Annotated in this window: 25 protein-coding genes and 1 tRNA gene; 8 read left to right on the top strand and 18 right to left on the bottom strand. The window is 65.3% G+C overall.

Annotated features, from left to right (window positions below; all coding sequences use genetic code 11):
• Positions 1 to 86: transposase (locus tag ACFX59_RS09790; RefSeq protein ID WP_387431976.1), on the bottom strand; the 86-nt coding region annotated here is incomplete at its 3' end.
• Between the two features lie 263 nt (positions 87 to 349).
• Here ACFX59_RS09790 and ACFX59_RS09785 point away from each other — a divergent pair.
• The gene (locus ACFX59_RS09785; protein WP_387431965.1) at positions 350 to 886 is read left to right on the top strand and encodes a hypothetical protein; all 537 of its coding nucleotides are present in this window, start codon (positions 350 to 352) and stop codon (positions 884 to 886) included.
• A 51-nt stretch (positions 887 to 937) separates the two neighbouring features.
• Here the strand turns inward: ACFX59_RS09785 and ACFX59_RS09780 are convergent, their stop codons facing one another.
• Both ACFX59_RS09780 and ACFX59_RS09775 read right to left on the bottom strand, forming a co-directional pair.
• Complete coding sequence (locus ACFX59_RS09780) at positions 938 to 1,906, bottom strand: reverse transcriptase family protein (RefSeq protein ID WP_387431962.1); 969 nt, start codon at positions 1,904 to 1,906, stop codon at positions 938 to 940.
• Positions 1,866 to 2,192 (bottom strand): helix-turn-helix domain-containing protein, encoded by a 327-nt coding sequence (locus tag ACFX59_RS09775; RefSeq protein WP_387431960.1) that lies wholly within the window; start codon positions 2,190 to 2,192, stop codon positions 1,866 to 1,868. Before ACFX59_RS09775 ends, ACFX59_RS09780 begins: the two co-directional genes overlap by 41 nt.
• 1,296 nt (positions 2,193 to 3,488) lie before the next feature.
• On the opposite strand from ACFX59_RS09775, the gene ACFX59_RS09770 reads away from it, so the two are divergent.
• The 3 genes from ACFX59_RS09770 to ACFX59_RS09760 are packed head-to-tail and all read left to right on the top strand — an operon-like array spanning position 3,489 to position 6,102.
• The gene (locus ACFX59_RS09770) at positions 3,489 to 4,424 is read left to right on the top strand and encodes a hypothetical protein (protein WP_387431958.1); all 936 of its coding nucleotides are present in this window, start codon (positions 3,489 to 3,491) and stop codon (positions 4,422 to 4,424) included.
• Between the two features lie 56 nt (positions 4,425 to 4,480).
• Positions 4,481 to 5,236: a hypothetical protein gene (locus ACFX59_RS09765; protein ID WP_387431956.1), complete on the top strand. Its 756-nt coding sequence runs from the start codon at positions 4,481 to 4,483 to the stop codon at positions 5,234 to 5,236.
• On the top strand, positions 5,233 to 6,102 hold the full coding sequence (locus ACFX59_RS09760) for a restriction endonuclease (protein ID WP_387431953.1): 870 nt from the start codon (positions 5,233 to 5,235) through the stop codon (positions 6,100 to 6,102). Before ACFX59_RS09765 ends, ACFX59_RS09760 begins: the two co-directional genes overlap by 4 nt.
• Positions 6,103 to 6,375: 273 nt before the next feature.
• On the opposite strand, the gene ACFX59_RS09755 is transcribed toward ACFX59_RS09760, so the two are convergent.
• From ACFX59_RS09755 to ACFX59_RS09735, 5 genes are read right to left on the bottom strand one after another with little or no spacing between them, the layout of a single operon-like run.
• Entirely contained in the window at positions 6,376 to 6,777 is a 402-nt protein-coding gene (locus ACFX59_RS09755) for a thiol-disulfide oxidoreductase DCC family protein (RefSeq protein WP_387431951.1), read from the bottom strand.
• On the bottom strand, positions 6,770 to 7,303 hold the full coding sequence (locus ACFX59_RS09750) for a DUF4166 domain-containing protein (protein ID WP_387431949.1): 534 nt from the start codon (positions 7,301 to 7,303) through the stop codon (positions 6,770 to 6,772). Before ACFX59_RS09750 ends, ACFX59_RS09755 begins: the two co-directional genes overlap by 8 nt.
• Positions 7,300 to 7,773: a DUF2269 family protein gene (locus ACFX59_RS09745; RefSeq protein ID WP_387431947.1), complete on the bottom strand. Its 474-nt coding sequence runs from the start codon at positions 7,771 to 7,773 to the stop codon at positions 7,300 to 7,302. Before ACFX59_RS09745 ends, ACFX59_RS09750 begins: the two co-directional genes overlap by 4 nt.
• Positions 7,766 to 9,034 carry an SDR family oxidoreductase gene (locus tag ACFX59_RS09740; RefSeq protein ID WP_387431944.1) on the bottom strand — a complete coding sequence of 423 codons (1,269 nt, stop codon included), beginning with the start codon at positions 9,032 to 9,034 and terminating at the stop codon, positions 7,766 to 7,768. The genes ACFX59_RS09745 and ACFX59_RS09740 overlap by 8 nt, the downstream gene beginning before the upstream one ends.
• Positions 9,035 to 9,049: 15 nt before the next feature.
• Positions 9,050 to 9,373 carry a hypothetical protein gene (locus ACFX59_RS09735; protein WP_387431941.1) on the bottom strand — a complete coding sequence of 108 codons (324 nt, stop codon included), beginning with the start codon at positions 9,371 to 9,373 and terminating at the stop codon, positions 9,050 to 9,052.
• A 164-nt stretch (positions 9,374 to 9,537) separates the two neighbouring features.
• Between ACFX59_RS09735 and ACFX59_RS09730 the strand changes: the two genes are divergently transcribed.
• Positions 9,538 to 11,280, top strand: coding sequence for an ATP-binding protein (locus ACFX59_RS09730; protein WP_387431939.1), 1,743 nt, complete (start codon positions 9,538 to 9,540; stop codon positions 11,278 to 11,280).
• Positions 11,277 to 12,620 carry a sigma-54-dependent transcriptional regulator gene (locus ACFX59_RS09725; protein ID WP_387431936.1) on the top strand — a complete coding sequence of 448 codons (1,344 nt, stop codon included), beginning with the start codon at positions 11,277 to 11,279 and terminating at the stop codon, positions 12,618 to 12,620. The genes ACFX59_RS09730 and ACFX59_RS09725 overlap by 4 nt, the downstream gene beginning before the upstream one ends.
• A 23-nt stretch (positions 12,621 to 12,643) precedes the next feature.
• Here the strand turns inward: ACFX59_RS09725 and ACFX59_RS09720 are convergent, their stop codons facing one another.
• The 3 genes from ACFX59_RS09720 to ACFX59_RS09710 form a co-directional block, all read right to left on the bottom strand.
• Positions 12,644 to 14,734, bottom strand: a complete 2,091-nt coding sequence (locus tag ACFX59_RS09720) for an integrase (protein ID WP_387431933.1) — start codon at positions 14,732 to 14,734, stop codon at positions 12,644 to 12,646.
• Between the two features lie 112 nt (positions 14,735 to 14,846).
• A tRNA-Gln gene (locus ACFX59_RS09715) sits at positions 14,847 to 14,921 on the bottom strand.
• A 63-nt stretch (positions 14,922 to 14,984) separates the two neighbouring features.
• Positions 14,985 to 16,082: a branched-chain amino acid aminotransferase gene (locus tag ACFX59_RS09710; protein ID WP_387431930.1), complete on the bottom strand. Its 1,098-nt coding sequence runs from the start codon at positions 16,080 to 16,082 to the stop codon at positions 14,985 to 14,987.
• Between the two features lie 57 nt (positions 16,083 to 16,139).
• On the opposite strand from ACFX59_RS09710, the gene ACFX59_RS09705 reads away from it, so the two are divergent.
• Entirely contained in the window at positions 16,140 to 16,637 is a 498-nt protein-coding gene (locus ACFX59_RS09705) for a helix-turn-helix domain-containing protein (RefSeq protein ID WP_307099192.1), read from the top strand.
• A 58-nt stretch (positions 16,638 to 16,695) separates the two neighbouring features.
• Here the strand turns inward: ACFX59_RS09705 and proC are convergent, their stop codons facing one another.
• The 5 genes from proC to ACFX59_RS09680 all read right to left on the bottom strand — a co-directional run bounded on the left by proC (position 16,696) and on the right by ACFX59_RS09680 (position 19,824).
• Complete coding sequence (proC, locus tag ACFX59_RS09700) at positions 16,696 to 17,499, bottom strand: pyrroline-5-carboxylate reductase (protein WP_387431928.1); 804 nt, start codon at positions 17,497 to 17,499, stop codon at positions 16,696 to 16,698.
• A gap of 11 nt (positions 17,500 to 17,510) precedes the next feature.
• On the bottom strand, positions 17,511 to 18,014 hold the full coding sequence (locus ACFX59_RS09695; RefSeq protein WP_307098123.1) for a YbjN domain-containing protein: 504 nt from the start codon (positions 18,012 to 18,014) through the stop codon (positions 17,511 to 17,513).
• Between the two features lie 138 nt (positions 18,015 to 18,152).
• Positions 18,153 to 18,425: an accessory factor UbiK family protein gene (locus tag ACFX59_RS09690; protein ID WP_307098121.1), complete on the bottom strand. Its 273-nt coding sequence runs from the start codon at positions 18,423 to 18,425 to the stop codon at positions 18,153 to 18,155.
• A gap of 22 nt (positions 18,426 to 18,447) precedes the next feature.
• Positions 18,448 to 18,966, bottom strand: coding sequence for a TspO/MBR family protein (locus ACFX59_RS09685; RefSeq protein WP_387431925.1), 519 nt, complete (start codon positions 18,964 to 18,966; stop codon positions 18,448 to 18,450).
• Between the two features lie 123 nt (positions 18,967 to 19,089).
• A complete protein-coding gene (locus tag ACFX59_RS09680) occupies positions 19,090 to 19,824 on the bottom strand; it encodes a TlyA family RNA methyltransferase (protein ID WP_387431923.1) in 735 nt (244 codons plus the stop codon).
• A gap of 167 nt (positions 19,825 to 19,991) precedes the next feature.
• Here ACFX59_RS09680 and ACFX59_RS09675 point away from each other — a divergent pair, with 167 nt between their 5' ends.
• On the top strand, positions 19,992 to 20,675 hold the full coding sequence (locus ACFX59_RS09675; RefSeq protein ID WP_307098115.1) for an alpha/beta hydrolase: 684 nt from the start codon (positions 19,992 to 19,994) through the stop codon (positions 20,673 to 20,675).
• Between the two features lie 367 nt (positions 20,676 to 21,042).
• Here the strand turns inward: ACFX59_RS09675 and ACFX59_RS09670 are convergent, their stop codons facing one another.
• Positions 21,043 to 21,219, bottom strand: coding sequence for a hypothetical protein (locus ACFX59_RS09670; RefSeq protein ID WP_354293551.1), 177 nt, complete (start codon positions 21,217 to 21,219; stop codon positions 21,043 to 21,045).
• Positions 21,216 to 23,141, bottom strand: coding sequence for a 1-deoxy-D-xylulose-5-phosphate synthase (dxs, locus tag ACFX59_RS09665; RefSeq protein ID WP_387431920.1), 1,926 nt, complete (start codon positions 23,139 to 23,141; stop codon positions 21,216 to 21,218). Before dxs ends, ACFX59_RS09670 begins: the two co-directional genes overlap by 4 nt.
• Positions 23,142 to 23,143 lie beyond the last annotated feature (2 nt).

Here is a 23,143-nt window from a genome sequence, read left to right as displayed (position 1 = left end):
CGGCACAACTCCGTCACCACTGCGCCCGCCTCGGCCTCCTTCAGGATGCCGATGATCTGCTCTTCCGAGAATTGCTTCCGCTTCATTCCGTCCGTCCCTTTGAGGGGCCGGTCTCTAGTTCCACCTGGATGAAGAAACGGGGGTCACGTCACCGTCGCTCTCGCTGCAACCGTCATCTTCTGGCTGTGATCAACGAGTCCTGACCCTAAGACATTCAGCTTGGTTGATGTGGATGTCGGCTGTTGATGTGACCCGACATTGAGCTCGCGCAAAGCTGACCGGTTTGCTTGGTGAGCGTTGTCTTGCCGGGTGACGTTGAGGGGGCGGCCACGCGCTGATACATTGCCGTATGAACGGATTTATCAATGCGATCATTGCAGCAGCCCCGACCTGGCCGCAGTTTATCGAGCTGGTCAAGATAACATCACCTACCATCGTGGCGGCGGCCGTCCTTTACTTCAGCATCCAGCAGAATCGGTGGATGCGCCAGCACGCGAGCAAGCAGCTCCGCATGGAGCGGCAGGCGCAACAGATCAAAATGCTCGAGGACCGCCAGAAAATCATCCGCACGGTCGGAGGCGTTCTCGCCCGCTATAACTATGACGGCAGCGGACTGGATGACCGGAACGAGCAGCTCTTTCATGTCCTGGTCGATGGACGCACTGTTTTCGGCGACGAGATCGGCGACCTGCTTCAGGCCACTTGGCTGAAGCAGGTTGAGTATCATAACCTGAGGCTACCGCTCGTCCGGACGATCGGGATGCCCCAAGACGACACGCTCGTTCAATGCCGCGCTGATGCCGAGGAAGGGCGCAAGGCGCTCTTCGCCGACATCCAGATGCTCTACGAAAGGATGATTGCGGCAGCGCGTTACGACGCCGGGTGAACCGGGGCGCGCGATGCCGGCCGGACCCCATGCTGTGTCACGCGCCGATCGCTAAGCCGCTTCCTCGATCCCGGCTACCGGAAGAACCTGCGCGGCAACCGTTCGCTTGAGCGCGCGCCACTGTCCGTGGTGAAACTCGGCGCGCGGGCGGCAACGGGCATCGATCTGCGAGGCCTCATAGAGACGGGATACCAGTTTAGGGTATAGACCCAGTTTCTCCGCCACATCGGTGCAGACTGAAATCTCGCGTGTCGCCTGGCGGATCTTCTGCCAGCGTGCGAACGGCAGCCCTATACCATGTGGTCCGACGACAACCCCGGTGACAATCTTGGCCCCGTCCTCTCCAAACGAGCGATCCTTGTGCGCCCGTAGCCCGGCACGGAAGATCATGGAGCGCGCCTCGTGCAGGACCGCACGTGTCGCGCCTGCGCCCGACATGGTGATGTCGTCGACATAGCAGGTCATATTCAGGCCATGACCGTCCGCCAGCGCGGCAAGATCGTCGAAGAGACTCTTGAACGTGTAGTAGGATATGATCGGACTGATCGAGCTGCCGGTGGCCAGCACGCCGCGGTAGCAGATCAGGTTCGCGATCAGCCCGGCAACGTCCGGAGCGCAGCACAGCACATCCCGGAAGAAGTGCATCACCTTGTACTGCGGCACCGACTGGTAGAATTTCGCGATGTCGATCTTGATCAGGCTTCCGATACAGACGTGCGCGCGCGCATTCGACAGATAGGATCTGCCCTTGACCGCGGAATGCAGATATTCCGGAACCTCCACGCGCGCGAGGTATCGGTGAAGCTGCCGGTGAAGGCTTTGCAGCGCTGCGCCCGGCTCCTGGATCTCACGTCCGGTGGCCTTGTGCTTGTAGACCCTGTAGCCGCCATGCCGGGCGAGCTGATCAAGCTTGTTCAGGTCCCACCCCAGACGGTTTGCCAAAGCATGCGGCGACCGGAGCCCGTAAAGGTGGCACCGATCAATCGGAATGCGCTGCTTCGCTTTCTTTGCTGCGCTCACTGTCTTCCCCTTCAGCAACCCATTCCAGCATCTTCAGCACCTTGTCGGCAACAAAGATACGGGCCTTGTCGAATGTCGTCCCGGGCCCCTGTTCCGCGAACAGCATAAGGGACGACAATGGAACCTCAAACCGTTCCGCATATTTCCTGAGGACATCGAGGCTCGGTTCTTTCCGGTTGCGCTCGATCTCGTTGAGATAGGATCGCGATATATTGATCTGGTCCGCCAGATCAGCCTGCGAAAGCCGATGATATTGTCTTATTGTCTTCAAAGCTCTGTCGTACATGATGTCTCCTCCACAACCTCCGCCGGGAGAATTAAGGGGGGATTACGTCAACATGTCCCAGACCTTTGCGCCCACACGCACCGCCTTCAGAATAAAATCCAAGGCGGCCGCAGCGGCTTTCCAGGTCGTCGGCTTCAGAAGGGCATCCCGGATTGGATGACCCCGTCGGCTAGTCTTCGCACGCTTCTTCCCGACATTCGGTGAGGGAATAATTCCCATAGGTAGTTCTCCTGCACACTCGCCCCGGAATTGGGACCAGCTCCACAAGCAGGATCACAACGAGAGAAGAAGCATCCCCCCGAAACCCTTCGCGTCCCGTCCACAGGGACGCGCCTTATCGGCGCTGCGGGCGGTCCCCGTGCGGGGGGCCCTCAAGCTCCTGACAAGTGTGAGGACTGACCGAGGTCTGCCCCGCAGGTGATTTCTCACCCAGAGTTTAGTGGGATGTTGCCTTTGTCCCGAATGTCTGCGGCTTACCTGCCTGATTCGTCGTCAGACGTCAACAGATATTCGCTGACAGCGAATATCGTTCCGTCAGTGCCTACATCGAGGCGAGGCCAAGGCATAGATCAGATCGGAAGATGGTGCTTCCAGAAATCAATGTCATCCGGCTCGCAGGGCATGCTGTCGTCCCATTGTTCGGTCAACGCCCTGCAAGGAGCGCGAATACAGCGGAGCGTGCTCTGCCAGCCTTACATCGAGCGCTTCTACAGCCCGACATGCTGGGCTATCTCAACCCCATAGGCTTCGAGAATTAGGCTCATGTAGCCTAACCCGGTGTTCATGAGACCGGCAGCAGGTCAAAGTATCGGGATGGCCAGCGAAGGAGACCATCGGGTCAGCCCTTAGCTACCCGACTTTCCGACTAAACAGATGGACGCTTTCCGCGATGCGCCCCCCCGAAGCTGCCGACGTGCGGACAGCCCAATCTATGTCGTAGTGCGGTGCCGGTCGCGCAGACGTCAAATGTCGGCTCTTGGCCGGACCTGCCGTTCGACACGTTGCAGGGGAGCGCCAGGAATGTCCCACTATCCCGCGTTTGAGGCTGAGACAGCAGTCGACCAGCTCAAGACATTCAGCATCGTTGATGTGAACGGCGGTTCTTGCTGAAACCCGTCACTCGTGCCGCGCAGACCAGTCGGTCGGCTTTGACTTCACGTCAAGCGAGCCGCACCATCGCCGGTCGATCGGTAGCCGCACGACAATCACGTAAAATGACTATTTCACGTGACTTGCATAATTGCGCATTAGAACCCATATGCGTTTTATAAAGCTCTCACGTGGAGGTGCATTAGTATGGAATTCCGCTCCCCGACCGTCGCCGCTCAGCAGAACGCCAAGGCGATCAGCTACCTAACCAAGAGCCTCAACGATCCGGCGGCCGGCCGGCAGAGAGTCGAGGCGCTGATTGAGGAGCTCGGCAACGCCACCGACTTCTTCCCCGACTGGCACCCCATCCTGACCGCTCCGCCCCGTCATCCCGGAAAGCACGTCGCCAGCCTTACTGAGTCTCCAACGTACCGAGAGCTTGACCACACGGTCGAATTCGTTCGCGGCTTTGTGACATGCCCCTATTCTGAGGAAGGCGCCGACAAACTCGTCGACACGGTGCGAGCCGTCCCAGGACTTGACGCATACCGGCTTGAGGAACCCCTCTATTCCGATCAGGCGCACCCTGTCGTCGTGGTGGCGGTGAACGTCGAATTGGAGGCCGATGGGACGATTCGCAGCCGCGACGCCCTGACCTGGTTCGCTCAGCTGTCGGCCGCCGAGGCTGCAGGTGCGCAGGTGGCGGAGACTTGGTGGAACATCCGCTCCAATATCCTCGGCGCCCCCCATGGATCGCGGTCGTCGCTGTTCGTGAACCAGCATACCGGCACTCACATGCGGAAGATCCTCGAAGCGATGAACGCCAGCGGCATGTTCGGTCCGATCAAGGAGTCATCGCTGGACATGCTGTCGCAGAAAAAGCGCAACGCAATCTGCCAGACGCTCATCCGTACCGCGATCGACAAGTGGGACAAAGCGAGCCCCTCGTTCGATTTCGAGATGCGCGGGGAGACATGCAAGGCGTCGGTGCGTGACACCTGGGATGACCAAACGGAGATCTCTGTACGCGTAGAGATCGGCAAGTATGATCTGTACGTCTCGGGCTTTTACTACCCCGAGGATCAGCGGATCACCCATTCTGAGCCGCGCGGTCGACGCGATCTGGCCGAGAAGTTCCTGTGAGGCACGTTGGCGGCGACGCCCTTCCGATGGTCAACGACGGGAACGCCTCCAGGAAGATGCGCTTCCTCGACATCGACCTCGACGCCTTTCTGAATCACGTGGCGCATTGGCCGGAGGGCGGGCGTCTGGATGCAGAAACCTTCCACCCATGGGCAGAGGATAGGCTGCGCGAGTTTATGGAGCGCCAGTGCGGTCTGTCGCGCAGCGCGCCGATCGACGGCTGGTTCGTCACCAACCACGACGGCGCGTTCGACGTCATGCGCAACATTGTCGAGGGCGGCAGCGGGCCGCTCGAAGTCGTCCACGTCGACGCGCACGCCGATCTCGGCATGGGCGATCCCTCTTGGGTGGACATGATCAAGCGCGTGGGTATGCCGCTGGCGGACCGCCGCAAACCCGTCCGGGCAAGCGAAGGACTGAATCTGGGAAGCTGGCTCGCCTACGCCGTCGCCGCCGAGTTCATCTGCGACCTCACCTACGTGTATCCCAAGGGATGGGGGGACGACCTCCCGCCGATCTACTTTCCGAAGGGCGACAAGACAGCCGGCTATCTCGACATCAAGTCGTTCACCCGCGTCGGCCTACCCATGATGGGATCGTCGCCCGACTACCATGCACTCTGCGGGCTGGATCCCGACTTCGCCTTGCCGCCGGTGCCCTTCAGGATGCTCACCCTCGACGACTACACCGCCGCCGCGCCGTTCGATGTCGGTCTGCTGTGCCATTCCCCGGACTACACGCCGGAGACGTCGGATCGACTGATCCCGATCATTGGCGAATACATCCGTTTCAAGCCGGAGTCAGCCGCATGAGCAGCATCAAGACCGCCGAGCTCAATCTGATTGACGAGTTCCTCCGCGGCGAGAGCAAGGGATACGTTCTCGACTTCAGCAACCGCACGATGGGTGAATTCTTCCAGATCGAGTTTGACGTCGACCTGTATGGCGGGGATTACGAGACTGAAGGATCGTCGAAGGCCAGTCACCTTCGCTGCTTCCTGAAGGCCGTGGACGATGCGACCGCCGCAAGAGCGCTCCGCCGGCTGAGCGAATATCGCAGCGCGATGAGGCGCAAGCCTCAGCGGGACACCTCCCCACTCGCCGAAGGGCAAGTGCTCGCGATCGTCAGCCGGCTTGAGAGCGGCGGCAACGTCAACGGCGCACTACCCGTTTCGGTGTTCAACCGGAAGGGCTTTGAGGCGCTACGCGACCAATTGAACGCGCTGTGGGAAATGGATCCACGCCCGCGCGGCTACGCCTTCGAGAAATATCTGAAGGTGCTGTTCGACACATTCGGCCTCAAGGCGCGCAGGCCCTTCAGCCTGACGGGTGAGCAGATCGACGGCAGTTTTGACTTGAAGCACGAGACCTACTTGCTCGAAGCCAAGTGGCATCAGGACAGGATTGGATCGGACGAGCTGCGCAGCTTCCAGGGCAAGGTCGACGACAAGGCCGCCTGGACGCGCGGTCTCTTCGTCAGCTTCGGCGGCTTCACCGATGTCGGGCTAGCCGCTTTCGGCCGAGGCAAGAAGGTTATCTGCATGGACGGGCAGGATATGTACGAAGCGCTAGACCGCAACATCCCAATCGACATCGTGCTCGAACGGAAAGTTCGCCATGCCTCGGAGACCGGCCAGCCATTTGCACCGGTGGCCGACCTATTTCCCACGGAGAGCTGAACGACGAGGCTATCGGTCTGCCCGCTCAGCGACGACATAATAACTCGACTGATTGCTAAGCCGCGCGAACAAGCGCTGAACGTCCACTTTTGACAAGAGCGGATGCTCAACCTTCTGCATGGGAACGACGAGTTTGTCCCAAGCCCGGTCGCCTTCGCTTCGGTCCAGAGCAACACGAACGAAACACCCCTCCCGGTTTCGCTCAAGTTGCTGTCGTGCGGTCAGGATAGATTGCCCGGCCGCTCCCTCTGCGAAGCGACTCGCATTATGCGGCTAAGGTAGAACCCGGCCGACATCCTTCGGCGCTGGAAGCCAGCAAGTCGACCGCCTGCCGAACAGGCGATAGCGATTGCGGGCGATCCATCGGTAGGCCCCGTCGCGCAACCAGTGCGGTAACAGGCGGGCCGCACCCGCGATGCGCCACGGCCAGCCCAGGCCGGTGTAGATTGCGATCACCGCGTCACTGTCTCGCAGGACATTATCGCCATCGACAACGAGGATCGTGTCGGGATCGGTCGGGTCTATCCCGTGCCGACGGAACAGCGCCGCACCGGCTGCACCCTGCATCGCCGCCAGTCGGAAACGGTGCCGGCGATCGTGGCGTAGGATGAACTGGGCATTGGCCGAGCACAGGACACATTGCGCGTCGAACAGGATGATGGGGCCGTCAGTCATCGATCCGCTCCATCCGGCCGGTGTAGCGGATGATCCGGCCGAAGGGCCAGAGGTCGACGGGCACGTCCAAGACATAGCACCCGTCGTTTCCATGTTCGCGGGCGTGACAATGCGGGCGCAGGGTGGAAGGCAGCGGGACGCCGAGGAACCTGAAGCCGATCAGGTCCAACCGGAGTGCGCCGTCCTCCACCGACACGCGGAAGATGTTGGTCGCCATGCCCATCCGTTCGATCATCAACCCGTCGCGCTCGACGAGCGTGCTGTGGTAGCGACGTCCGGCGAAATCGCGGTGCCAGTGCTCGGCGCTACCGCGCCGCTCGAATTGCACCGTCACTGGAATGGCGGTCCCCGGCGCGGGGAGACGCATCATCAGGCAGAGCAGCCGGGCTAGCGGGTTCGGGTGCGTCTCGACCTGCGCTACGCCGCGCCAGCGCTGGTCCATCCGACTATCATGCGCATCGCGCAGCACGGGTGATAGGTCATTGATCGTGCTGCCGAGGAGACGACGGAACAGGGGCTGGGTCACCACACGAACTCCGGTTTGGTCACCATCAGCCAGAAGATGACGATCACCCCGATAAACGCCGGCCAGCCGAGCAGGAACCACATCCGCGACAGCTGGAAATAGCGCGCCGGTAGCGGCATGTCGGACGGGGTGGCGTCAGCGATGCGGCGCATCTGGATCTGGATGCCGACCACCGGCAACCAGCAGGCTCCGACCATCAGATAGAGCGCGATCGACGTCGCTAGCCAGCCGGTCGTCAGCGGAAAGCCCGCGAGTTGCGCGAGCCACACCCCGGTCACCGGCTGAACGATGACGGCGGGGGTCGTGAACAGCCAGTCGGCGAGGACGACGTTGCGATTGACCACCCGCCGCGCGCCCGCGTCGCCGGAGCGGTTCGCCATCCAGCCATGGAAGGCCGTGCCGAGCCCGGTGCCGAACAACAGGGTCGAGCTGAGGATATGGACGGTTTTCAGCAGCAGATAATCAGCCATGACGGGTCTCCAGCGCGTTGACGGCGAGCGACAGGGCGAGGACGGCGATGTTCTTGGCGAGCGGGCCGAAGGGATCGGCCCAGAGTTCGGGCGCGATATGGGTCAGGATCAGCGTGTAGGTCGCCATAAGGGCGATACCGGCGAGCGCCGCGCCGCGTATCCTCAGCAGGAGCGCGGCTCCGATGGCAATGTCGGCCAGCGCGCCTGCCCATAACGCGGTCGTCGCCATGCCGCCTGACAGGCCGGCCCGTGCGAGCCATGCCATGTTCGTCGCCGCCGGGATGACGAACAACGGTATCGCTCCCCCGGCGAACCAGACCAGCGCGAGCGCGACGCGCAAGACCGGCGCGACAAAGGCAAGCCGTGCCGTCCGCAGATCGTCCCCGTTCGCCGGGCGGCGGGCCAAGGCGCGTGCCATCGTTGCCGGTCGAAAGCCGGTCATGGCGATCAGCGGCTCGACCGGCGCCGTGTTTCCAGCCGCCAGCATCGCCATGCCTTCGCGCGTCACCGGCCCGATGCTGAGGCGAGCGGCCCCCGCGATCATCCAGCGCGGCATCGTGACGCGCATCGTGTCCGGCAGGCCGAGCCAGCTTCGCAGGATCGTCACCAACGCCGCAGTGGTCATCGGTTCCGGCCCGACCGCATCGATCCGCGCGGCCATCGGCAGCGGGGCATGAAGCAGGCGGACCAGTATCTCGACCAGATCGTCGACATGGATCGGCTGAACCAAGCCATCGGCGCGACCGAGGTCCGGCGTGACCGGCAGCGCGGCGAGCGTGGTGAACAGCGCGCTACTCTGCCCGCCTTGGCCGATAACGAGCGACGGCCGGACGATCGCCCAGCCGAACGCGTCCCCCATCCCCGCCAGATGATCGTCGGCGGCGGCCTTGCTGCGGTGATAGGCGCTGGGGGCATCGGCCGCCGCACCCAAAGCGGAAATTTGGAGCACGCGACCAACTCCGGCGGCGCGGCAGGCGTCGAACAACGCGATCGCCCCACCGGCATGGACGCGCGCATAGCCCCGTTCGTCACCGAACAGCCCAGCGCAGTTGACCACCGCGTCGACGCCCGCCAGCCGCTCGCGCCAGTCCTCCAACCCGTTGGTGGCAAGGTCGCAGCGGATCGCCGCCGCCCCCGGCAGGCGCCGCCCCAAGCGATCCGGCGCGCGGCCGGCGGCGGTGACGCGGACGCCCTCCGCCACCAGCCGGGCGGCAAGGTGCCGCCCAATAAAGCCGCTCGCGGCGACGATCAGGACATGCATGACGTCTCGCTCCCGTCAGGCATCGGCGCGAGGGCTGCGGCTCCACACCGCCATGCCCATGCCGGCCAGCGCCATCAGGACACCAAGCAGCGCACTGGTCATCGTGCCCTGCACCAGTTGCGTCGGCTCCGTGGTCACGCCCCGCCAGGACACGAACAGCATCGGGGTCACGACCATCATCACGGTCGACCACACCGTCCAGAAGCGTGACCGCTCCTCCGTTCCGCAGAGCTCGGCGAGCAGGATTGCCAGAGGCCGCCACAGCACGACGGCAGCGAGCAAAGAGATGAGCGCGGTCAGCGCATAGGTCAGCAGCAGAGCTGCGATCGGCAGCAACATGGTTCGATCTCCCTTCAGTTGCCGGGCGACGATCGCCCGGCTCGGGAGGAGCATTGCGAATGGCATGCCAATTGCCAGGATCGACGGAAATTCGTGCTTTTCGCCGTTCGGGCCGGCGCATGATGTTTACACCGTGAACGGAAGATGCTGCGATGCTGTCAACGATGGATATAGCTGTTGGCCTCTTCGCCTATATCGGCGCACTTTCGCTAACCGCGATCGCCAGCGCGCTGCTGGCGCTGTTCGTAGCGGTTCGTGTCAGGGTCGTGCCGGGATCGACGCTGCTGGCGGTGTTCCTGCTGGGCGTCGCCCTGTGGAGCATCGCGCAGGTCCTGCCCGCCGTTCTCGGCCCGGCCGCCGGGCCGGTGACGACCACGCTGATCGCATTGTCGCCGCTGCCAGCGGCGGGGTTCGTCCATCTGGCCTTCGCCTTTGCGCTATGCGGCGCGTTGCGGCCCGTCGCCATCGCGGCCTATGCGACCGCAGCCTTTACGACGCTGATCGGGCTGATCTTCGGGGTCGGCGCGGTCGTGCCGTGGCGCGAATTCTCGGGCATGTTCGTGCCCTCGACGATCGGCTGGTGCGTGCTGGCGGTTGCAGCCATGCTGTCGATCGCCGGGCATCTGCGGCTGGCGCAGACGTGGCGCGAGCAGGACGGCCAGCACCGCCGGCAGGCGGGCGCGGTGTTCGTCTCCAGCCTGATCGGGCTCGTCGCGCTGACCGGCTTCGCCTTTCCGGCGCTGGGGATCGACGCCTATCCCTGGCCGGTCCTGCTGCTGCCCTTCTACTCGGTCGCACTGGTCTATGGCATCGTGCGGCACCGCTTCATGGCCGCGGATGTGTGGGCGCGCCGGGGGCTGGTATGGCTATTACTCGTCGCCGGCGCGAGCGCGGCGAGCGCGCTGATCGCCTCCCTGCCGCTGACGCTGGCCGGGCGTCCCGCGGGGCTGTTCGCCACCTGGGCGGCGCTGGCCGCGACGCTGGCCCTGGGACTCGCGATCCTTGCGCCGTTGAAACGACTGGCCGACCGGATCGTCTTTCCGGGCGGGCGGATCAGCGAGGCGGACCTAGCCGAATGGCGGGACCGATTGGCGGAACCGACCGACGAAGCAGCATTGGGCGAGACGGCGCGATCGCTCCTTCTACAGCGCTTGAGCCTGCCGGCGGATGGCCCGACGTTGTCGGTCGACGGCGAGACGGTGACCCTCACCGGCTGGGACGACGCGCCGATCGCCACGCGGCACGTCGCCGAGCGCTTCGCCGGACTGGTGACGGAGAGCGCCCGCCGCCTGACCGTCGCCCGCCGGTTGGTCGTGGCGGAGCGGGAGGCGCGGCTGGCGGAACTCGGTGCGCTGGCGACGACGGTCGCGCACGACCTGCGCAATCCGCTCGGAATCGTCCAGATGGCAGCAACCGGCGCGCCGCCCGACGTGCGCACCGAGATCGGCGAGCAGGTGGCGCGGATGAATCACCTCGTCACCGACATCCTCGATTATGCCCGCGCTTGGACGATCATGCCGCAGCCGCTGATCGTGGCGGACCTTGTCACGTCATTGGGCGTGGAGGTCCATGTCCCGGACAGCCTGACGGTGGCGGCGGACCGCCACGCGCTGCTGCGTGCACTCACCAACCTCGTCGACAACGGCCGCGCGCTCGGCACGCGCGTTGCCATCTTCGCGGAGGTCGGGCCGCCGGTCACGATCGACATCTGCGACAACGGCCCCGGGATCCCGCCCGAAATCTCGGGCAGCCTGTTCCGCCCGTTCGTCTCGCGCCGCCCCGGCGGCACCGGCCTCGGCCTCGCCATCGTCCGGCGAATCATGGAGGCGCATGGCGGCTCGGTCACCTTGGCCGAGCGACCCGGCTGGTCGACCTGTTTCCGCCTCACCTTCGGAGCATCCCGATGATCCTGCTCGCCGATGACGAACCCGCCTTCCAGCGGCTGACCGGCGCGTGGTTGCGCGGGCTTGGCCATGCCGTGGAGGTCGTCGGCGATGGCGACGCGGCGGTGGCGGCGTTCAAGGCCAAGCCGGTCGATCTGGTCCTGCTCGACCTCGCCATGCCGCCGCATCACGACCCGGCGGCAGGGCTGGCGCTGATCCCCTCCTTCGCGCCCGCCGCGGTGGTGGTGATGACCGGCCATGCCGACCATCCGCTGGCGCTGAAGGCGGTCGAGGCCGGGGCTTGGGATTTCCTCGCCAAACCAGTCGATCCCGACATGCTGCGCGTCGTCGTCGCCCGTGCGCTGGAGCGGGCGCGGCTTGCGCGCGAGGTGGCCGCCCTGCGGGCGCAAGCCGGGGCCGAGGAGGATATGGGGCTCGTCGGCACATCAACGGCGATGGCGGGGTTGCGCGACCTGATCCGCCGCGTGGCGCCGACCCGCCTCCCAGCGCTGGTGCTGGGGCCGAGCGGCACGGGCAAAGAACTGGTCGCGCGTGCAATCCATGCCGCCTCGCCCCGCGCCGCGCGGCCGCTGGTGACGATCCATTGCGGCGCGGTTCCGGCCGAGTTGCTGGAAAGCGAGCTGTTCGGGCATCTGAAGGGCAGCTTCACCGGCGCGACCGCCGACCGGCCTGGCCTGATCGAGACAGCGCATGGCGGCACGCTGTTCCTCGATGAGATCGGCGAGATGCCCGCCGCGATGCAGGTCAAGCTGCTGCGCTTCCTCAACGACGGCAGCTACCAGCCCATCGGTGCCCGCGCTCCGCGCGAGGCCGAAGTCCGCATCGTGGCGGCGACGCATCGCGACCTTGCCGCTGCCGTGGCGGAGGGCAATTTTCGCGAAGACCTGTTCTACCGACTCAAGGGTGTCGTCCTGCGCACACCATCGCTGGCCGAGCGGGCGACCGATGTGCCGTTGCTCGCCCGCCTATTCCTGCAGCGGGCGAGCGAAGGCCGGGCCAGCTTCTCGCCGGACGCGCTGGATTGGTTGGCTGTCAGGGCATGGCCCGGTAACGTCCGCGAATTGCGCGCGGCCGTCGAATGCGCCGCCGCGCTAGCGATCCCGGGCGCGGCTGGCACGATCGTCACTGCGGCCGACCTCGCCTTCGCGGTCGGCGACGCCCCTCCAGAAAACGTCGCCCCCGCCGTTCCCCAAAGCCTTGAAGAGGAAATCGCCGCTCTGGAACGCCGTCGCATCGTCGAGGCGCTCCAACGTACCGGGCACAACCACACCCATACGGCGCGCGAACTGGGCCTGTCGCGCGTCGGTCTGCTCAAGAAGATGGATCGGATGGGGCTGCGCTGATTTCCGTCCTGTAACCGCGCCTGTCAGCCTCGCGTCCTCCGGCCCGCCGACTGACGCGTCGGGCGCGCACAGCGCAGATGCTTCGGAAGAAGGTTGATGGTTTCGGGCGACGGCAGATGGCCGGTGACGATGGGCAGGCGGTCCACGACATCCGCCAGGATCTCCAGCCGCGTCGCTCCCGCATAGCGAACGGCATTTTCGCCGCCGATCTGCTGCCCGAGGAGGTCGGCCCGCGTCTCTTCGAAGGTCTGCAAAGCCTTCAGCTCGGTGCTGACCATGTGTCGACCGCTATGCACCGCCTGGCCCGGCTTGATGAGCGTCAACAGCGGCTTGATCTTCAGCCAGATGGTGTTGAAGAACACATCGCCCAACGGTCGGCCGCCCTTGCCGGGCACGATTTCCGGAAAGAGATATTCTTCGCCCGCCGCCCGCATCGCGGCGACGTAGTCCAGCAGGCCGAGCCGGCGAAGTTCCGCGCAGATGGGAACCTTCCGAGTGCTCTTGGCGGTCTTGACCCGCCCGGCACGGGTATTGCGAATGTCGAAATAGGGGACGCCATCTTCCTCGTCGATGTCCTCGACGAGCAGCTTGCACGCTTCCTCGCGCCGCATTCCCGAGTACCAGACGATCGGCATGACCCAATAGGCCGCATCATGCCAGATCCGGCCGCCACTGCCCTTTGCGAACCGGTCCTCCAGCGTCAGGCTGCCGGTCCAGATCCTCAGCGCGAACAGTTCCTGACCCTGCTGGATGGTGTAGGGATCACGCTCCGTCCGTTCGTCGCGCTCCTCTTCCACGAGAATGTAGTCGGAGAAATCGAGCGCCCGCATGGTCGTCTTGCTGGCAAGCCAAGTGCACAGCTTTTTCAGGTTGGCAAAGTGCCTGTTGATCGTACCGACATCCAATCCGATCGTGAAGGTGATGGGTTCGTTGTTCTTTTCCGCCTCAACTACCCGGTCGGCGGTTTCATCGCAAATCTCCTTGATTGTCATCGTCTCGTGCCTTGCCGACTTGTGATGCGTGGAAGGCATGCGGTTGAGCTGGTCATAGAACTCGGCAAGGTCCTCCGGCTTGGTTCGCGCCAAGGGTTTGCCGCCGTTCGACTTGCCGAACAGGAAGGCCGCGGCCTTGAACTGACGCCGTTGGCTGTCGCCCCAGGTCTTAGCCTGCGACTTTGACCTGTTAACGCCCGCTTTGGCCGTTGCGACGCGTCCTCGGGCCTTTGGCTTGAGGCTCATATACGCCTCGACGACCTCCAACGGGGTCATGCGCGCATAGCGCTGCCGTTCGGCTTTCTCGTCCTCCCCGTCCTCCTCATCCCATTGCTCAGGATCCGCCGCGACATTCGCTGCGGTTGGCGCGGACATCGCAGCGGCTGCCGGAGTCACGGCTTGTAAAGGTGAAGAAGTCACCACGCCGAGCGGCCGCATGATCGCCGCCGCGATGGCCATCCGATTGGCCATGTCCTGCAACGCTGGATCGGCGAACGAGGCTGCGGCGGCAACTCGCGCCTGGCACATGATCTGACGGGCCGTCTCACTCCGGTCGCCAGAGTCGTCGATACCGACACGACGCAACAGGTCGCGCGCTTCGTTCAGCAGATGCTCCGGCAGGTCAGGCGCTCGACCGAGCATCGCGTAGAGGTGGCCGCGCGCTTCGTCGTCCAAGTCGGCGAAGCGGCGATCGAAACCGCCGACATAATCGATCCCCAGAAAATCGCCGAAGCCGTTGGCGGCAAAATCGCGGTTCACCGCGCCATAGATGGCCCGCATTTGCGCGAAGCGTTCCGCGACATCTCCTTCGCCGTCCTGTTGGATCGACTGGTGCTGATAGGCAAGCATGTTCCTGTAGCGGACCATCTCCTCCTGGAACACCGCACTGGCCTGTTCCGCGGTCAGGCCGTCACGCTCGATCTTTTCGTACAGGCTCATCCGTACCGCCTCGCTCCGCCCGGTCATCGCGACCGCGCGTCGACGCGCGACCGGCTGATCCTTCGTCAGAAGGCTGACCATCGTCACAACGGTTATAGGATTTGCGCTCGCGGGCGCCAAACGCAGCCTTCGACGCCACCAATAGACCGCGCTGCGGCGGGTGACGTTCTCGATCGCTGGCATCAGGGACTGGCTCCATCGACTGGCGTCAGTTGACGCCACTGCGATGGTTGAAGCCCCGCTAAGCTACCGAAAACCGCAGTTTTTGGTCCCCTTAGCTGGGGCAATCAGTGACTGGCTGGGGCGGCAGGATTCGAACCTGCGTATGACGGTACCAAAAACCGTTGCCTTACCGCTTGGCGACGCCCCAGTGGAGAGGCGCGCCTTATACCGGGCGCGCCGTTCTTGAAAAGCCTTTATTGCGACAAAATCGTCAGCCCAGGCGGCGCATCCAGCCATGCGGATCGGGGGCCTGGCCGCGCTGGATCGATACCAGCTGGTCGCGCAGGCGGGTCGTCAGCTGGCCGGGACCGCCGCTGCCGATGGTGAAGCGGCCCGCGGGCTCCGCAACGCTACCGATCGGAGTGACGACGGCGGCGGTGCCGCAGGCGAACGCCTCGACCAGGCGACCGCTGGCGGCGTCGGCGCGCCACTGGTCGATGGCATAGGGCTCCTCGCGCACGGTCAGGCCCTGCGCGCGCGCGATGGTCAGGATCGAATCGCGGGTGATGCCGGGCAGGATCGTGCCGGTCAGCGGCGGCGTCACCAAGCTGCCGTCATCGAACACAAAGAAGACGTTCATGCCGCCCAGTTCCTCGACCCAGCGGCGCTCGACCGCGTCGAGGAACACCACCTGGTCGCAACCATTGGCGATCGCTTCCTTCTGGGCGAGCAGGCTGGCCGCGTAATTGCCGCCGCACTTGGCCGCGCCCGTGCCGCCCGGCGCAGCGCGGGTATAGCCCTGGCTGACCCAGATCGACACGGCGGGCGCGCCGCCCTTGAAATAGGCGCCCACCGACGAGGCGATGACCATGTAGAGATATTCGGACGAGGGCTTCACGCCCAGGAAGACCTCGCTGGCGAACATGAAGGGGCGCAGATAGAGCGCACCGCCGTCCTGCTCGGGAATCCAGTTGCGCTCCACCTCGACCAATCGCTCGACCGATTCCAGGAACAGGCCCTCGGGCAGTTCGGGCATCGCCATGCGCCGCGCCGAATCCTGGAAGCGGCGGGCATTGGCCTCGGGCCGGAACAGCGCGGTGCCGCCATCGGCCAGGCGATAGGCCTTCATCCCCTCGAATATCTCCTGCGCATAATGCAGGACCGAGGCGGCCGGATCGACCTGAAGCGGCACGCGCGCGGTAATCTGCGCGTCGTGCCAGCCCTTGTCGTCGCTATAGCGGATCAGGGCCATGTGATCGGTGAAAACGCGCCCGAAACCGGGATCGACCAAACGCGCCGTCCGCTCGCTCGCCTCGACCGGGGTCTGGCTAGGATCGAACCGAAACGTAAGGGATTGATGCGCTTCCATGATCAACTCTCTGTTTTGGGTTGCCGTGGCCTAGGCGCTGTGAGTAGACGGGTCAACATGGCTGCCTCGAACCAGTCCGCATCGGCACAGTTTCTTCGTGAACCCGAACTCCGCAGGGGTATGGAATTGCTGTATTTCGGCAATAGCCACCTCGTGCGATCCATCGATCGTGGCCTGGCCGCGCAAGGGCTGGGGCGCGCGCATCACCGCGCGCTCTATTTCATGGCGCGGCGGCCCGACATGACGGTCAGCGAGCTGTTGTCGCTCCTGGCCATCACCAAGCAATCGCTGGGGCGCGTGCTCAATGAACTGGCGAGCCGCGACCTGGTGGAGACGCGGCCCGGCGACCGCGACCGGCGGCAAAGGCTGCTGCGGCTGACCCCGGCCGGTGCGGCCATGGAGGCCGAGCTGTTCGACGCGTTGCGCGAAAAGCTGGCCAAGGCCTATGCCCGCGCGGGGCAGCAGGCGGTGACCGGGTTCTGGACGGTGCTGGAGGGGTTCATCCCCGAGAATGAGCGCGCCCGGATCGAGGAACTGCGTTCCAACGACGGCTGATTTCGGTTCGCGCGGAGGCGTTGCGAGCGAGGCTTCGCGCCTTCGCGTGAACCCCAGATCAGCGCCGCGCCGCCGCCGCCATTTCCCGATTGCGCCGTTCCGACGCCGCAAGCGTGTCGGCCATCAGCCGCTGGAGCGCATTCCCGGCATCCAGCACATTGAGCCCTTCGCGGGTCGAACCGCCGGGACTGGCGACCCGATCGGCAAGGACGGCGGGTGACGCATCGGCACCGATCGCCATGGCCCCTGCCCCGTCGACCGTCGCCAGCGCCAGCTGCCGGGCGAGATCGGGATCAAGCCCGAGCGCCACGCCCGCCTGCGCGATGGAATCGATGAAGCGGAACACGAAGGCCGGGCCACATCCGGCCAGCGCGGTGACCGCGTCGAACTGCCCCTCATCCTCGACCCATGGCGCCAGGCCGAGCGGCCGGGCGAGCGCCTCGGCCGCCGCGCGGACGGCCGGATCGTTCGAGCGGGTGAAGAGCGCCGTGACCCCCTGCCCGATCGCCACCGGCAGATTGGGCATCATCCGGACGACCGCGTCCGCCGGAATGCGCTCCGCCAGCGCCCGTTCCTCGACCCCGGCCAGGATCGAGAAAAGCAGCCGGGGGCGCAGATGCGCCAAGGTCGGCGCGATATCGTCAAGCTGCTGCGGCTTGAACCCCAGCATCAAGGTCGCCGGTCGCTCGTCGGTCGGCAGCGCGGTCAGCGAGCGGACGCCATCGGGCGCGCGCGTTCCGCTTCGGGTAATCACCGTGACCTGGGCGGGATCCAGCCCCGCGGAGAGCCAGCGGCGGAGCATCGCGCCCGCCATGTTGCCGCAACCGATCAGCCAGATCGGCCCGTCGGGAAAACCGCTCACGTCCCAGCTCCTCAGGCTTCGCCCTGCGTCTCGATCAGCGCGGCGGCCAGGGCCTCGCGCGGGGTCTTGCCGCCCCAGAGGACGAACTGGAACACGGGATAGAAACGCTCGCATTCCTCGATGGCCGATTCGACCAGCAATTCGGTGGCGGACAGCGAGATGGTGCCCTCGTCCCCGCCATCGACCATCGCCGCGTGCCGGTAGAGCAGGATGCCGCTGTTCGACCAAAGCTCGAAATGGCCGATCCACAGCTGTTCGTTGACCAGCGCCAGCGCCTCATAGATGCTGGCGCGGCGATCCTCGGTCACCTTGATGTCGGGAAAGGCCAGGAATTGCAGCACGCTGTCGTCATCGCGCCACAGCGCGCGCAGCTCATAGCTGGCCCAGCTGCCCTTGACCGTCGCGACGATCTCTTCGTCATGGCGCTCATGCTCCCACCCATGCGCGGCGAAATACGCCTCCAGCATATCGATGGGCGCCGATTCCTCGGTTTCGTGATCGTGCGATTCAAGCATCGTGGCTTCCTGCGAACAAAACCAGACCGTGACAGGGTGCACCCTGTCCGGCCCCGCCGCAAGCAGCGACCCCACGAAAACTGTGGATAGCTGCCCGCCCGCTGGGGACAGGCAGCGAACCGATGTTATCCGTCGGGATCAGGATTCCGCCCCGGTCACGGGCGCGCTCGCCAGCCGGGCTTCCAGCGCGTCGAGCCGTGCCTTCAGCGCATCGGCCTCGTCCCGCGCGGCGACGGCCATCGCCTTGGCGACCTCGAACTCCTCGCGGCTGACGAAGTCGAGCCCGCCGATCCATTCGCGCGCGCGCGAACGGGCGCTGGCTTCCGCCTCACGCCCCATGCCCGCCACGGTGCCGGCCAGGCCGTTCATCACCTTGGCGAAATCGTCGAACAGCTTGTTGTCGGCCTGCATGATCAAATTCCCAAAAATCGTTTCACAGCATTTGGGACGTCTGGGCGCGCGGCACAAGGCTTTCCGCATTTGGATTGAGCTGACCGATCCGCCAGTTGAGCACGCCCGCGAACGAAAGCCATACCAGATAGGGCAGCATCAGCCACGCCGCGCCGCGCCGGATACGGGCAAAGGCGAAGGTCGTGGCGATCGAGACGGCCAGGATCGCGACGATCACGAACAATGCGATATCGACCAGATGCGCGCCGAAGAACAACGGCGTCCAGGCGAGGTTCAGCGCGAACTGGACGACGAACAGGCCGATCGCCACGCCCCGCCCCCGCGCGCCGCGCGCATGGACGATCATCGCCAGCGCCAGCCCGATCATGATGTAGAGCATCGTCCAGACGACCGGAAAGACCCAGCCGGGCGGATTGAGTTCGGGCTTGGTCAGCGCCTGATACCAGAGATTCTCGCTGCCCGAGGGCACCGCGCGGCCCGAGGCGAAGCCCAGCAGCAGGATCAGCGGCACGATCACGATGGCCCAGCGCAGGAACGACATCCGCAACTGTTCCTTTGATGCGATCGTGCCCAAGCGTGCCTCTCTTCCCATGATGGCGGTCGGTCTGCCGCAGTGCCACACAACAGTAAACGAAAAGCTGCCGCGAATGCGTCACAGCACCGTTCAATTTCGGGATGCGGCGACCAGAAACTCGATATTCCCCTCCGGCCCGGTGATCGGACTGGGCGTCACGCCGACGACGTGCCAGCCGATGCCGGTCAGCCAGGCGACGACCGCCTCGCACACCCGCTGGTGCACCGCGGGATCGCGGACCACCCCGCCCTTGCCGACCTCGTCGCGCCCCGCCTCGAACTGCGGCTTGATCAGGGCGAGCAGTCGCGCCTCGGGCCCGGCAAAGCTCAGTGGGCGCTCCAGCACCTTGGCCAGGCCGATGAAGCTGGCGTCGCACACGATCATGTCGACCGACTCGGGGATGTGCACCTCGGTCAGGATGCGCGCGCTGGTCTGTTCATGGACGATGACGCGCGGGTCCTGGCGCAGCGACCAGGCAAGCTGGTTGGTGCCGCTGTCCACCGCATAGACCTTTGCCGCGCCCTTTTGCAGCAGGACGTCGGTAAAGCCGCCGGTCGAGGACCCGACATCGATCGCCACCACCCCGCCCACGTCCCAGCCGAAATGGTCGAGGCCATGCGCCAGCTTGATGCCGCCGCGCGAGACCCATGGGTGATCGCGCCCACGCACGTCGAGCGCGGCATCCTCGGGCAGCTGCTGGCCCGGCTTGGCGATCTTCGTTTCGCCCGAAAAGACCAGCCCCGCCATGATCATCGCCTGGGCGCGCGAACGCGATTCCACGAGTCCGCGATCCACGAGCATCTGGTCGACACGCTGCTTGGCCATAAGCGCCCCTATCCCGCGCCTCCGTCCGTCGCAAGCCGCGATCCGTCCGGCGGAAAGCCTATTGCCTATTAGATTGATAGGAATATGTTGATGCCAAGGATCGGGAGTCGTGGGATCGATGCCCATCGCTCCACCGGCAACCCGGCCCTGAGCCAAGGAGATGCCATATGGGTTCGTTCGCATCCTATGAGGCGCGCAAGCCGACCGTCCTCACCGTCCCCGGCCTGGGTGGGTCGGGCCGATCGCACTGGCAGAGTTTGTGGGAAGAGGCGCGGCCCGACACGATCCGGGTCGAGCTGGGCATGTGGTCGACCCCGCACCGCAACGCCTGGGTGACGCGGCTGGACGAGGCGATCCGGCAGGCGCAGGCGCCGGTGATCCTGGCGGCGCATTCGCTGGGTTGCCTGGCGGTGGCGTGGTGGGCGGAATTGTCGCCGCAACCCTATGGCTGGCCGGTCGCCGGCGCGTTGCTGGTGGCGCCCGCCGATGTCGATCGGCCGGACGCGCCCGACAGCCTGAAGGGCTTCGCACCCAGCCCGCGCACCCCGCTCCCCTTCCCCTCGATCCTGGTCGCCAGCCAGGACGATCCCTGGATCTCGATCGAGCGGGCGCACAGCCTGGCGGTCGACTGGGGCAGCCACTTCGTCGATGCCGGGCATCAGGGGCATATCAATGCCGCCAGCGGCCTGGGCTGGTGGCAGGAAGGCCAAGAGCTGCTCGGCCGGGTGATCGCGGCGAGCGGCATGGACCGGCCGACGCCTTCGGGGCCCTTACCCCCCTCTGAGGCGCGCGCGGTGCTGGCGGTGAACGCGACCGACGCGGCGCAGGCGCATTATCTGGGGCGGTCCTGACGGCGGGTGGCGTGGCGCACGCTTCGACTGCGTTCAGCGTGAACGGGCTGACGGGATTGTGGCCACCCGCTCCCCCGCACCGTTCAGTTACTCCCCCGCCCCGTTCAGCCTGAGCGAAGTCGAGGGCCAAGGGAAAACCTCACCACTCGGCGTACCCCGGCGAAGGCCGGGGCCCAGTTTCGGCGACGCCGAGAGGAAGTAAAGACGGTAAGTGGGAGGCAAAGCCGATCGGTCGCATAGCCTCCCACGCCAATTACCCGCGCCATCGCGGTGGCATGGAAACTGGGCCCCGGCCTTCGCCGGGGAACGGCTAAAACAGGGAATGTCCTCGGCCTTCGACTGCCCTGACGCCGAACGAAGGTCCGGGTCAGGTCGAAGCGGGCTCGCCCCGATCAACCCTATCTCCTTCCCCTTCCCGCTCGGCATCCGCCTTCGCCGCCGCGGTGGCAGCTTTCATCCGACGCCACATGCGGACATTCACGCCCACCATCATGACCACCGCCAGCGTCGTGAAGACGATGACGGCGGTCCATCCCCGGATCACGCCCGCGCGCCTTCGGTGACATGGGTGCTGTTGTGGCGCAGCGCCTTCAACACCGTCTCGACGATCGCATCGGCATCGAGCCCGGCCTGCGCATATTGCACCTCGGGCTTGTCCTGATCCTGGAAGATATCGGGCAGGCGCATGGTGCGCAGCTTCAACCCGCCGTCGATCAGCCCCTCGTCCGAGGCCATGGTCAGGACATGCGCGCCCAGGCCGCCGATCGCATTCTCCTCGATCGTCACCGCCACCTCATGCGTGGTCAGCATCCGGCGGATCAGTGCCTCGTCGAGCGGCTTGGCGAAGCGCAGGTCGGCGACCGAAGTCGACAGCCCCTTGGCCTCCAGCGTGTCGGCGGCGCGCAGCGCCTCAGCCAGGCGGGTGCCGAGCGACAGGATCGCGACCTTCTTGCCCTCGCGCACGACGCGGCCCTTGCCGATCTCCAGCAGCTGCGGCGTCTCGGGCAGCGCCACGCCAACGCCATTGCCGCGCGGATAGCGGACCGCGATCGGGCCGCTGTCGTGCTGGACGCAGGTATGGACCATATGGACTAGCTCCGCCTCGTCGGCGGCGGCCATCACGACCATGTTGGGCAGGCTGGCGAGATAGGTGACGTCGAACGAGCCCGCATGGGTCGCCCCGTCCGCTCCGACCAGTCCGGCGCGGTCGATCGCGAAGCGGACCGGCAGGTTCTGGATCGCGACGTCATGGACCACCTGGTCATAGGCGCGCTGGAGGAAGGTCGAATAGATGGCGCAGAAGGGCCGCATCCCCTGCGCGGCGAGCCCCGCCGCGAAGGTCACCGCATGCTGTTCGGCGATGCCGACATCGAAGAAGCGGTCGGGATAGGTGACGGCGAACTTGTCCAGCCCGGTGCCCGACGGCATGGCCGCGGTGATCGCGCAGATGGTCGGATCGGTCGCCGCCTCGCGGGCCAGCGCCTCGCCGAAGACGTTCTGATAGGCGGGCGGTCCCGGCGGCGCCTTGGCCTGGGCGCCGGTGATGACGTCGAACTTCTGGACGCCGTGATATTTGTCCGCCGCCGCCTCCGCCGGGGCATAGCCCTTGCCCTTCTTGGTGACGACGTGGATCAGGATCGGGCCTTCCTCGGCGTCGCGGACATTCTCCAGCACCGGGATCAGATGGTCGAGATTGTGACCGTCGATCGGGCCGACATAGTAGAAGCCCAGCTCCTCGAACAGCGTGCCGCCCATGGTCATGCCACGCGCGAATTCGTCGGTCTTGCGCGCCGCCTTCTGGATGGGACGCGGGAAGCGCTTGGCGAGCTTCTTGAGCACGTCGCGCACGCCCAGGAACTCGCGGCTCGACACCATGCGCGACAGATAGGCCGACAGGCCGCCGACCGGCGGCGCGATCGACATGTCGTTGTCGTTCAGGATGACGATCAGGCGATTGCCCGCCTGCTCGGCATTGTTCATCGCCTCATAGGCCATGCCCGCCGACATCGCGCCGTCACCGATCACCGCGATGCCCTTGCCCGGCGTTCCCGCCAGCTTGTTCGCCACCGCAAAGCCCAGCGCCGCCGAGATCGAGGTCGAGCTGTGCGCCGCGCCGAACGGATCATATTCGCTTTCGGTCCGCTTGGTGAAACCCGACAGGCCACCCCCCTGGCGGATGGTGCGGATACGCTCGCGCCGCCCGGTCAGGATCTTGTGCGGATAGCATTGGTGCCCGACGTCCCACACCAGCCGGTCGGCGGGCGTGTCGAACACATAATGGAGCGCGACCGTCAGCTCGACCACGCCCAGCCCCGAGCCGAGATGCCCGCCGGTCGTGCCCACCGCCGAAATCGTCTCGGTTCGCAGCTCGTCGGCGAGTTGTCGCAACTGTTCGGGAGCCAGTCGACGCAGATCGTCGGGAGTGTGGACCGTGTCAAGCAACGGGGTCTGAGGAATATCTGCCATCA

The organism is Sphingomonas sp. NCPPB 2930 (assembly GCF_042867205.1).
Taxonomy (GTDB): domain Bacteria; phylum Pseudomonadota; class Alphaproteobacteria; order Sphingomonadales; family Sphingomonadaceae; genus Sphingomonas.
This window is presented reverse-complemented; position numbering and strand designations above follow the sequence as displayed.

Excerpts from the sequence above, each read along its gene's own strand:
- ACFX59_RS09740 (WP_387431944.1), bottom strand. The coding sequence starts at position 9,034 with ATGCATGTCCTGATCGTCGCCGCGAGCGGCTTTATTGGGCGGCACCTT.
- ACFX59_RS09710 (WP_387431930.1), bottom strand. The coding sequence starts at position 16,082 with ATGGAAGCGCATCAATCCCTTACGTTTCGGTTCGATCCTAGCCAGACC.
- ACFX59_RS09760 (WP_387431953.1), top strand. The coding sequence starts at position 5,233 with ATGAGCAGCATCAAGACCGCCGAGCTCAATCTGATTGACGAGTTCCTC.
- ACFX59_RS09765 (WP_387431956.1), top strand. The coding sequence starts at position 4,481 with ATGCGCTTCCTCGACATCGACCTCGACGCCTTTCTGAATCACGTGGCG.
- ACFX59_RS09785 (WP_387431965.1), top strand. The coding sequence starts at position 350 with ATGAACGGATTTATCAATGCGATCATTGCAGCAGCCCCGACCTGGCCG.
- ACFX59_RS09730 (WP_387431939.1), top strand. The coding sequence starts at position 9,538 with ATGGATATAGCTGTTGGCCTCTTCGCCTATATCGGCGCACTTTCGCTA.
- ACFX59_RS09680 (WP_387431923.1), bottom strand. The coding sequence starts at position 19,824 with ATGGCCAAGCAGCGTGTCGACCAGATGCTCGTGGATCGCGGACTCGTG.
- ACFX59_RS09745 (WP_387431947.1), bottom strand. The coding sequence starts at position 7,773 with ATGGCTGATTATCTGCTGCTGAAAACCGTCCATATCCTCAGCTCGACC.
- dxs (WP_387431920.1), bottom strand. The coding sequence starts at position 23,141 with ATGGCAGATATTCCTCAGACCCCGTTGCTTGACACGGTCCACACTCCC.
- ACFX59_RS09675 (WP_307098115.1), top strand. The coding sequence starts at position 19,992 with ATGGGTTCGTTCGCATCCTATGAGGCGCGCAAGCCGACCGTCCTCACC.
- ACFX59_RS09685 (WP_387431925.1), bottom strand. The coding sequence starts at position 18,966 with ATGTCGTTCCTGCGCTGGGCCATCGTGATCGTGCCGCTGATCCTGCTG.
- ACFX59_RS09725 (WP_387431936.1), top strand. The coding sequence starts at position 11,277 with ATGATCCTGCTCGCCGATGACGAACCCGCCTTCCAGCGGCTGACCGGC.
- ACFX59_RS09755 (WP_387431951.1), bottom strand. The coding sequence starts at position 6,777 with ATGACTGACGGCCCCATCATCCTGTTCGACGCGCAATGTGTCCTGTGC.
- ACFX59_RS09705 (WP_307099192.1), top strand. The coding sequence starts at position 16,140 with ATGGCTGCCTCGAACCAGTCCGCATCGGCACAGTTTCTTCGTGAACCC.
- ACFX59_RS09735 (WP_387431941.1), bottom strand. The coding sequence starts at position 9,373 with ATGTTGCTGCCGATCGCAGCTCTGCTGCTGACCTATGCGCTGACCGCG.
- ACFX59_RS09690 (WP_307098121.1), bottom strand. The coding sequence starts at position 18,425 with ATGCAGGCCGACAACAAGCTGTTCGACGATTTCGCCAAGGTGATGAAC.
- ACFX59_RS09695 (WP_307098123.1), bottom strand. The coding sequence starts at position 18,014 with ATGCTTGAATCGCACGATCACGAAACCGAGGAATCGGCGCCCATCGAT.
- ACFX59_RS09770 (WP_387431958.1), top strand. The coding sequence starts at position 3,489 with ATGGAATTCCGCTCCCCGACCGTCGCCGCTCAGCAGAACGCCAAGGCG.
- ACFX59_RS09720 (WP_387431933.1), bottom strand. The coding sequence starts at position 14,734 with ATGCCAGCGATCGAGAACGTCACCCGCCGCAGCGCGGTCTATTGGTGG.
- ACFX59_RS09775 (WP_387431960.1), bottom strand. The coding sequence starts at position 2,192 with ATGTACGACAGAGCTTTGAAGACAATAAGACAATATCATCGGCTTTCG.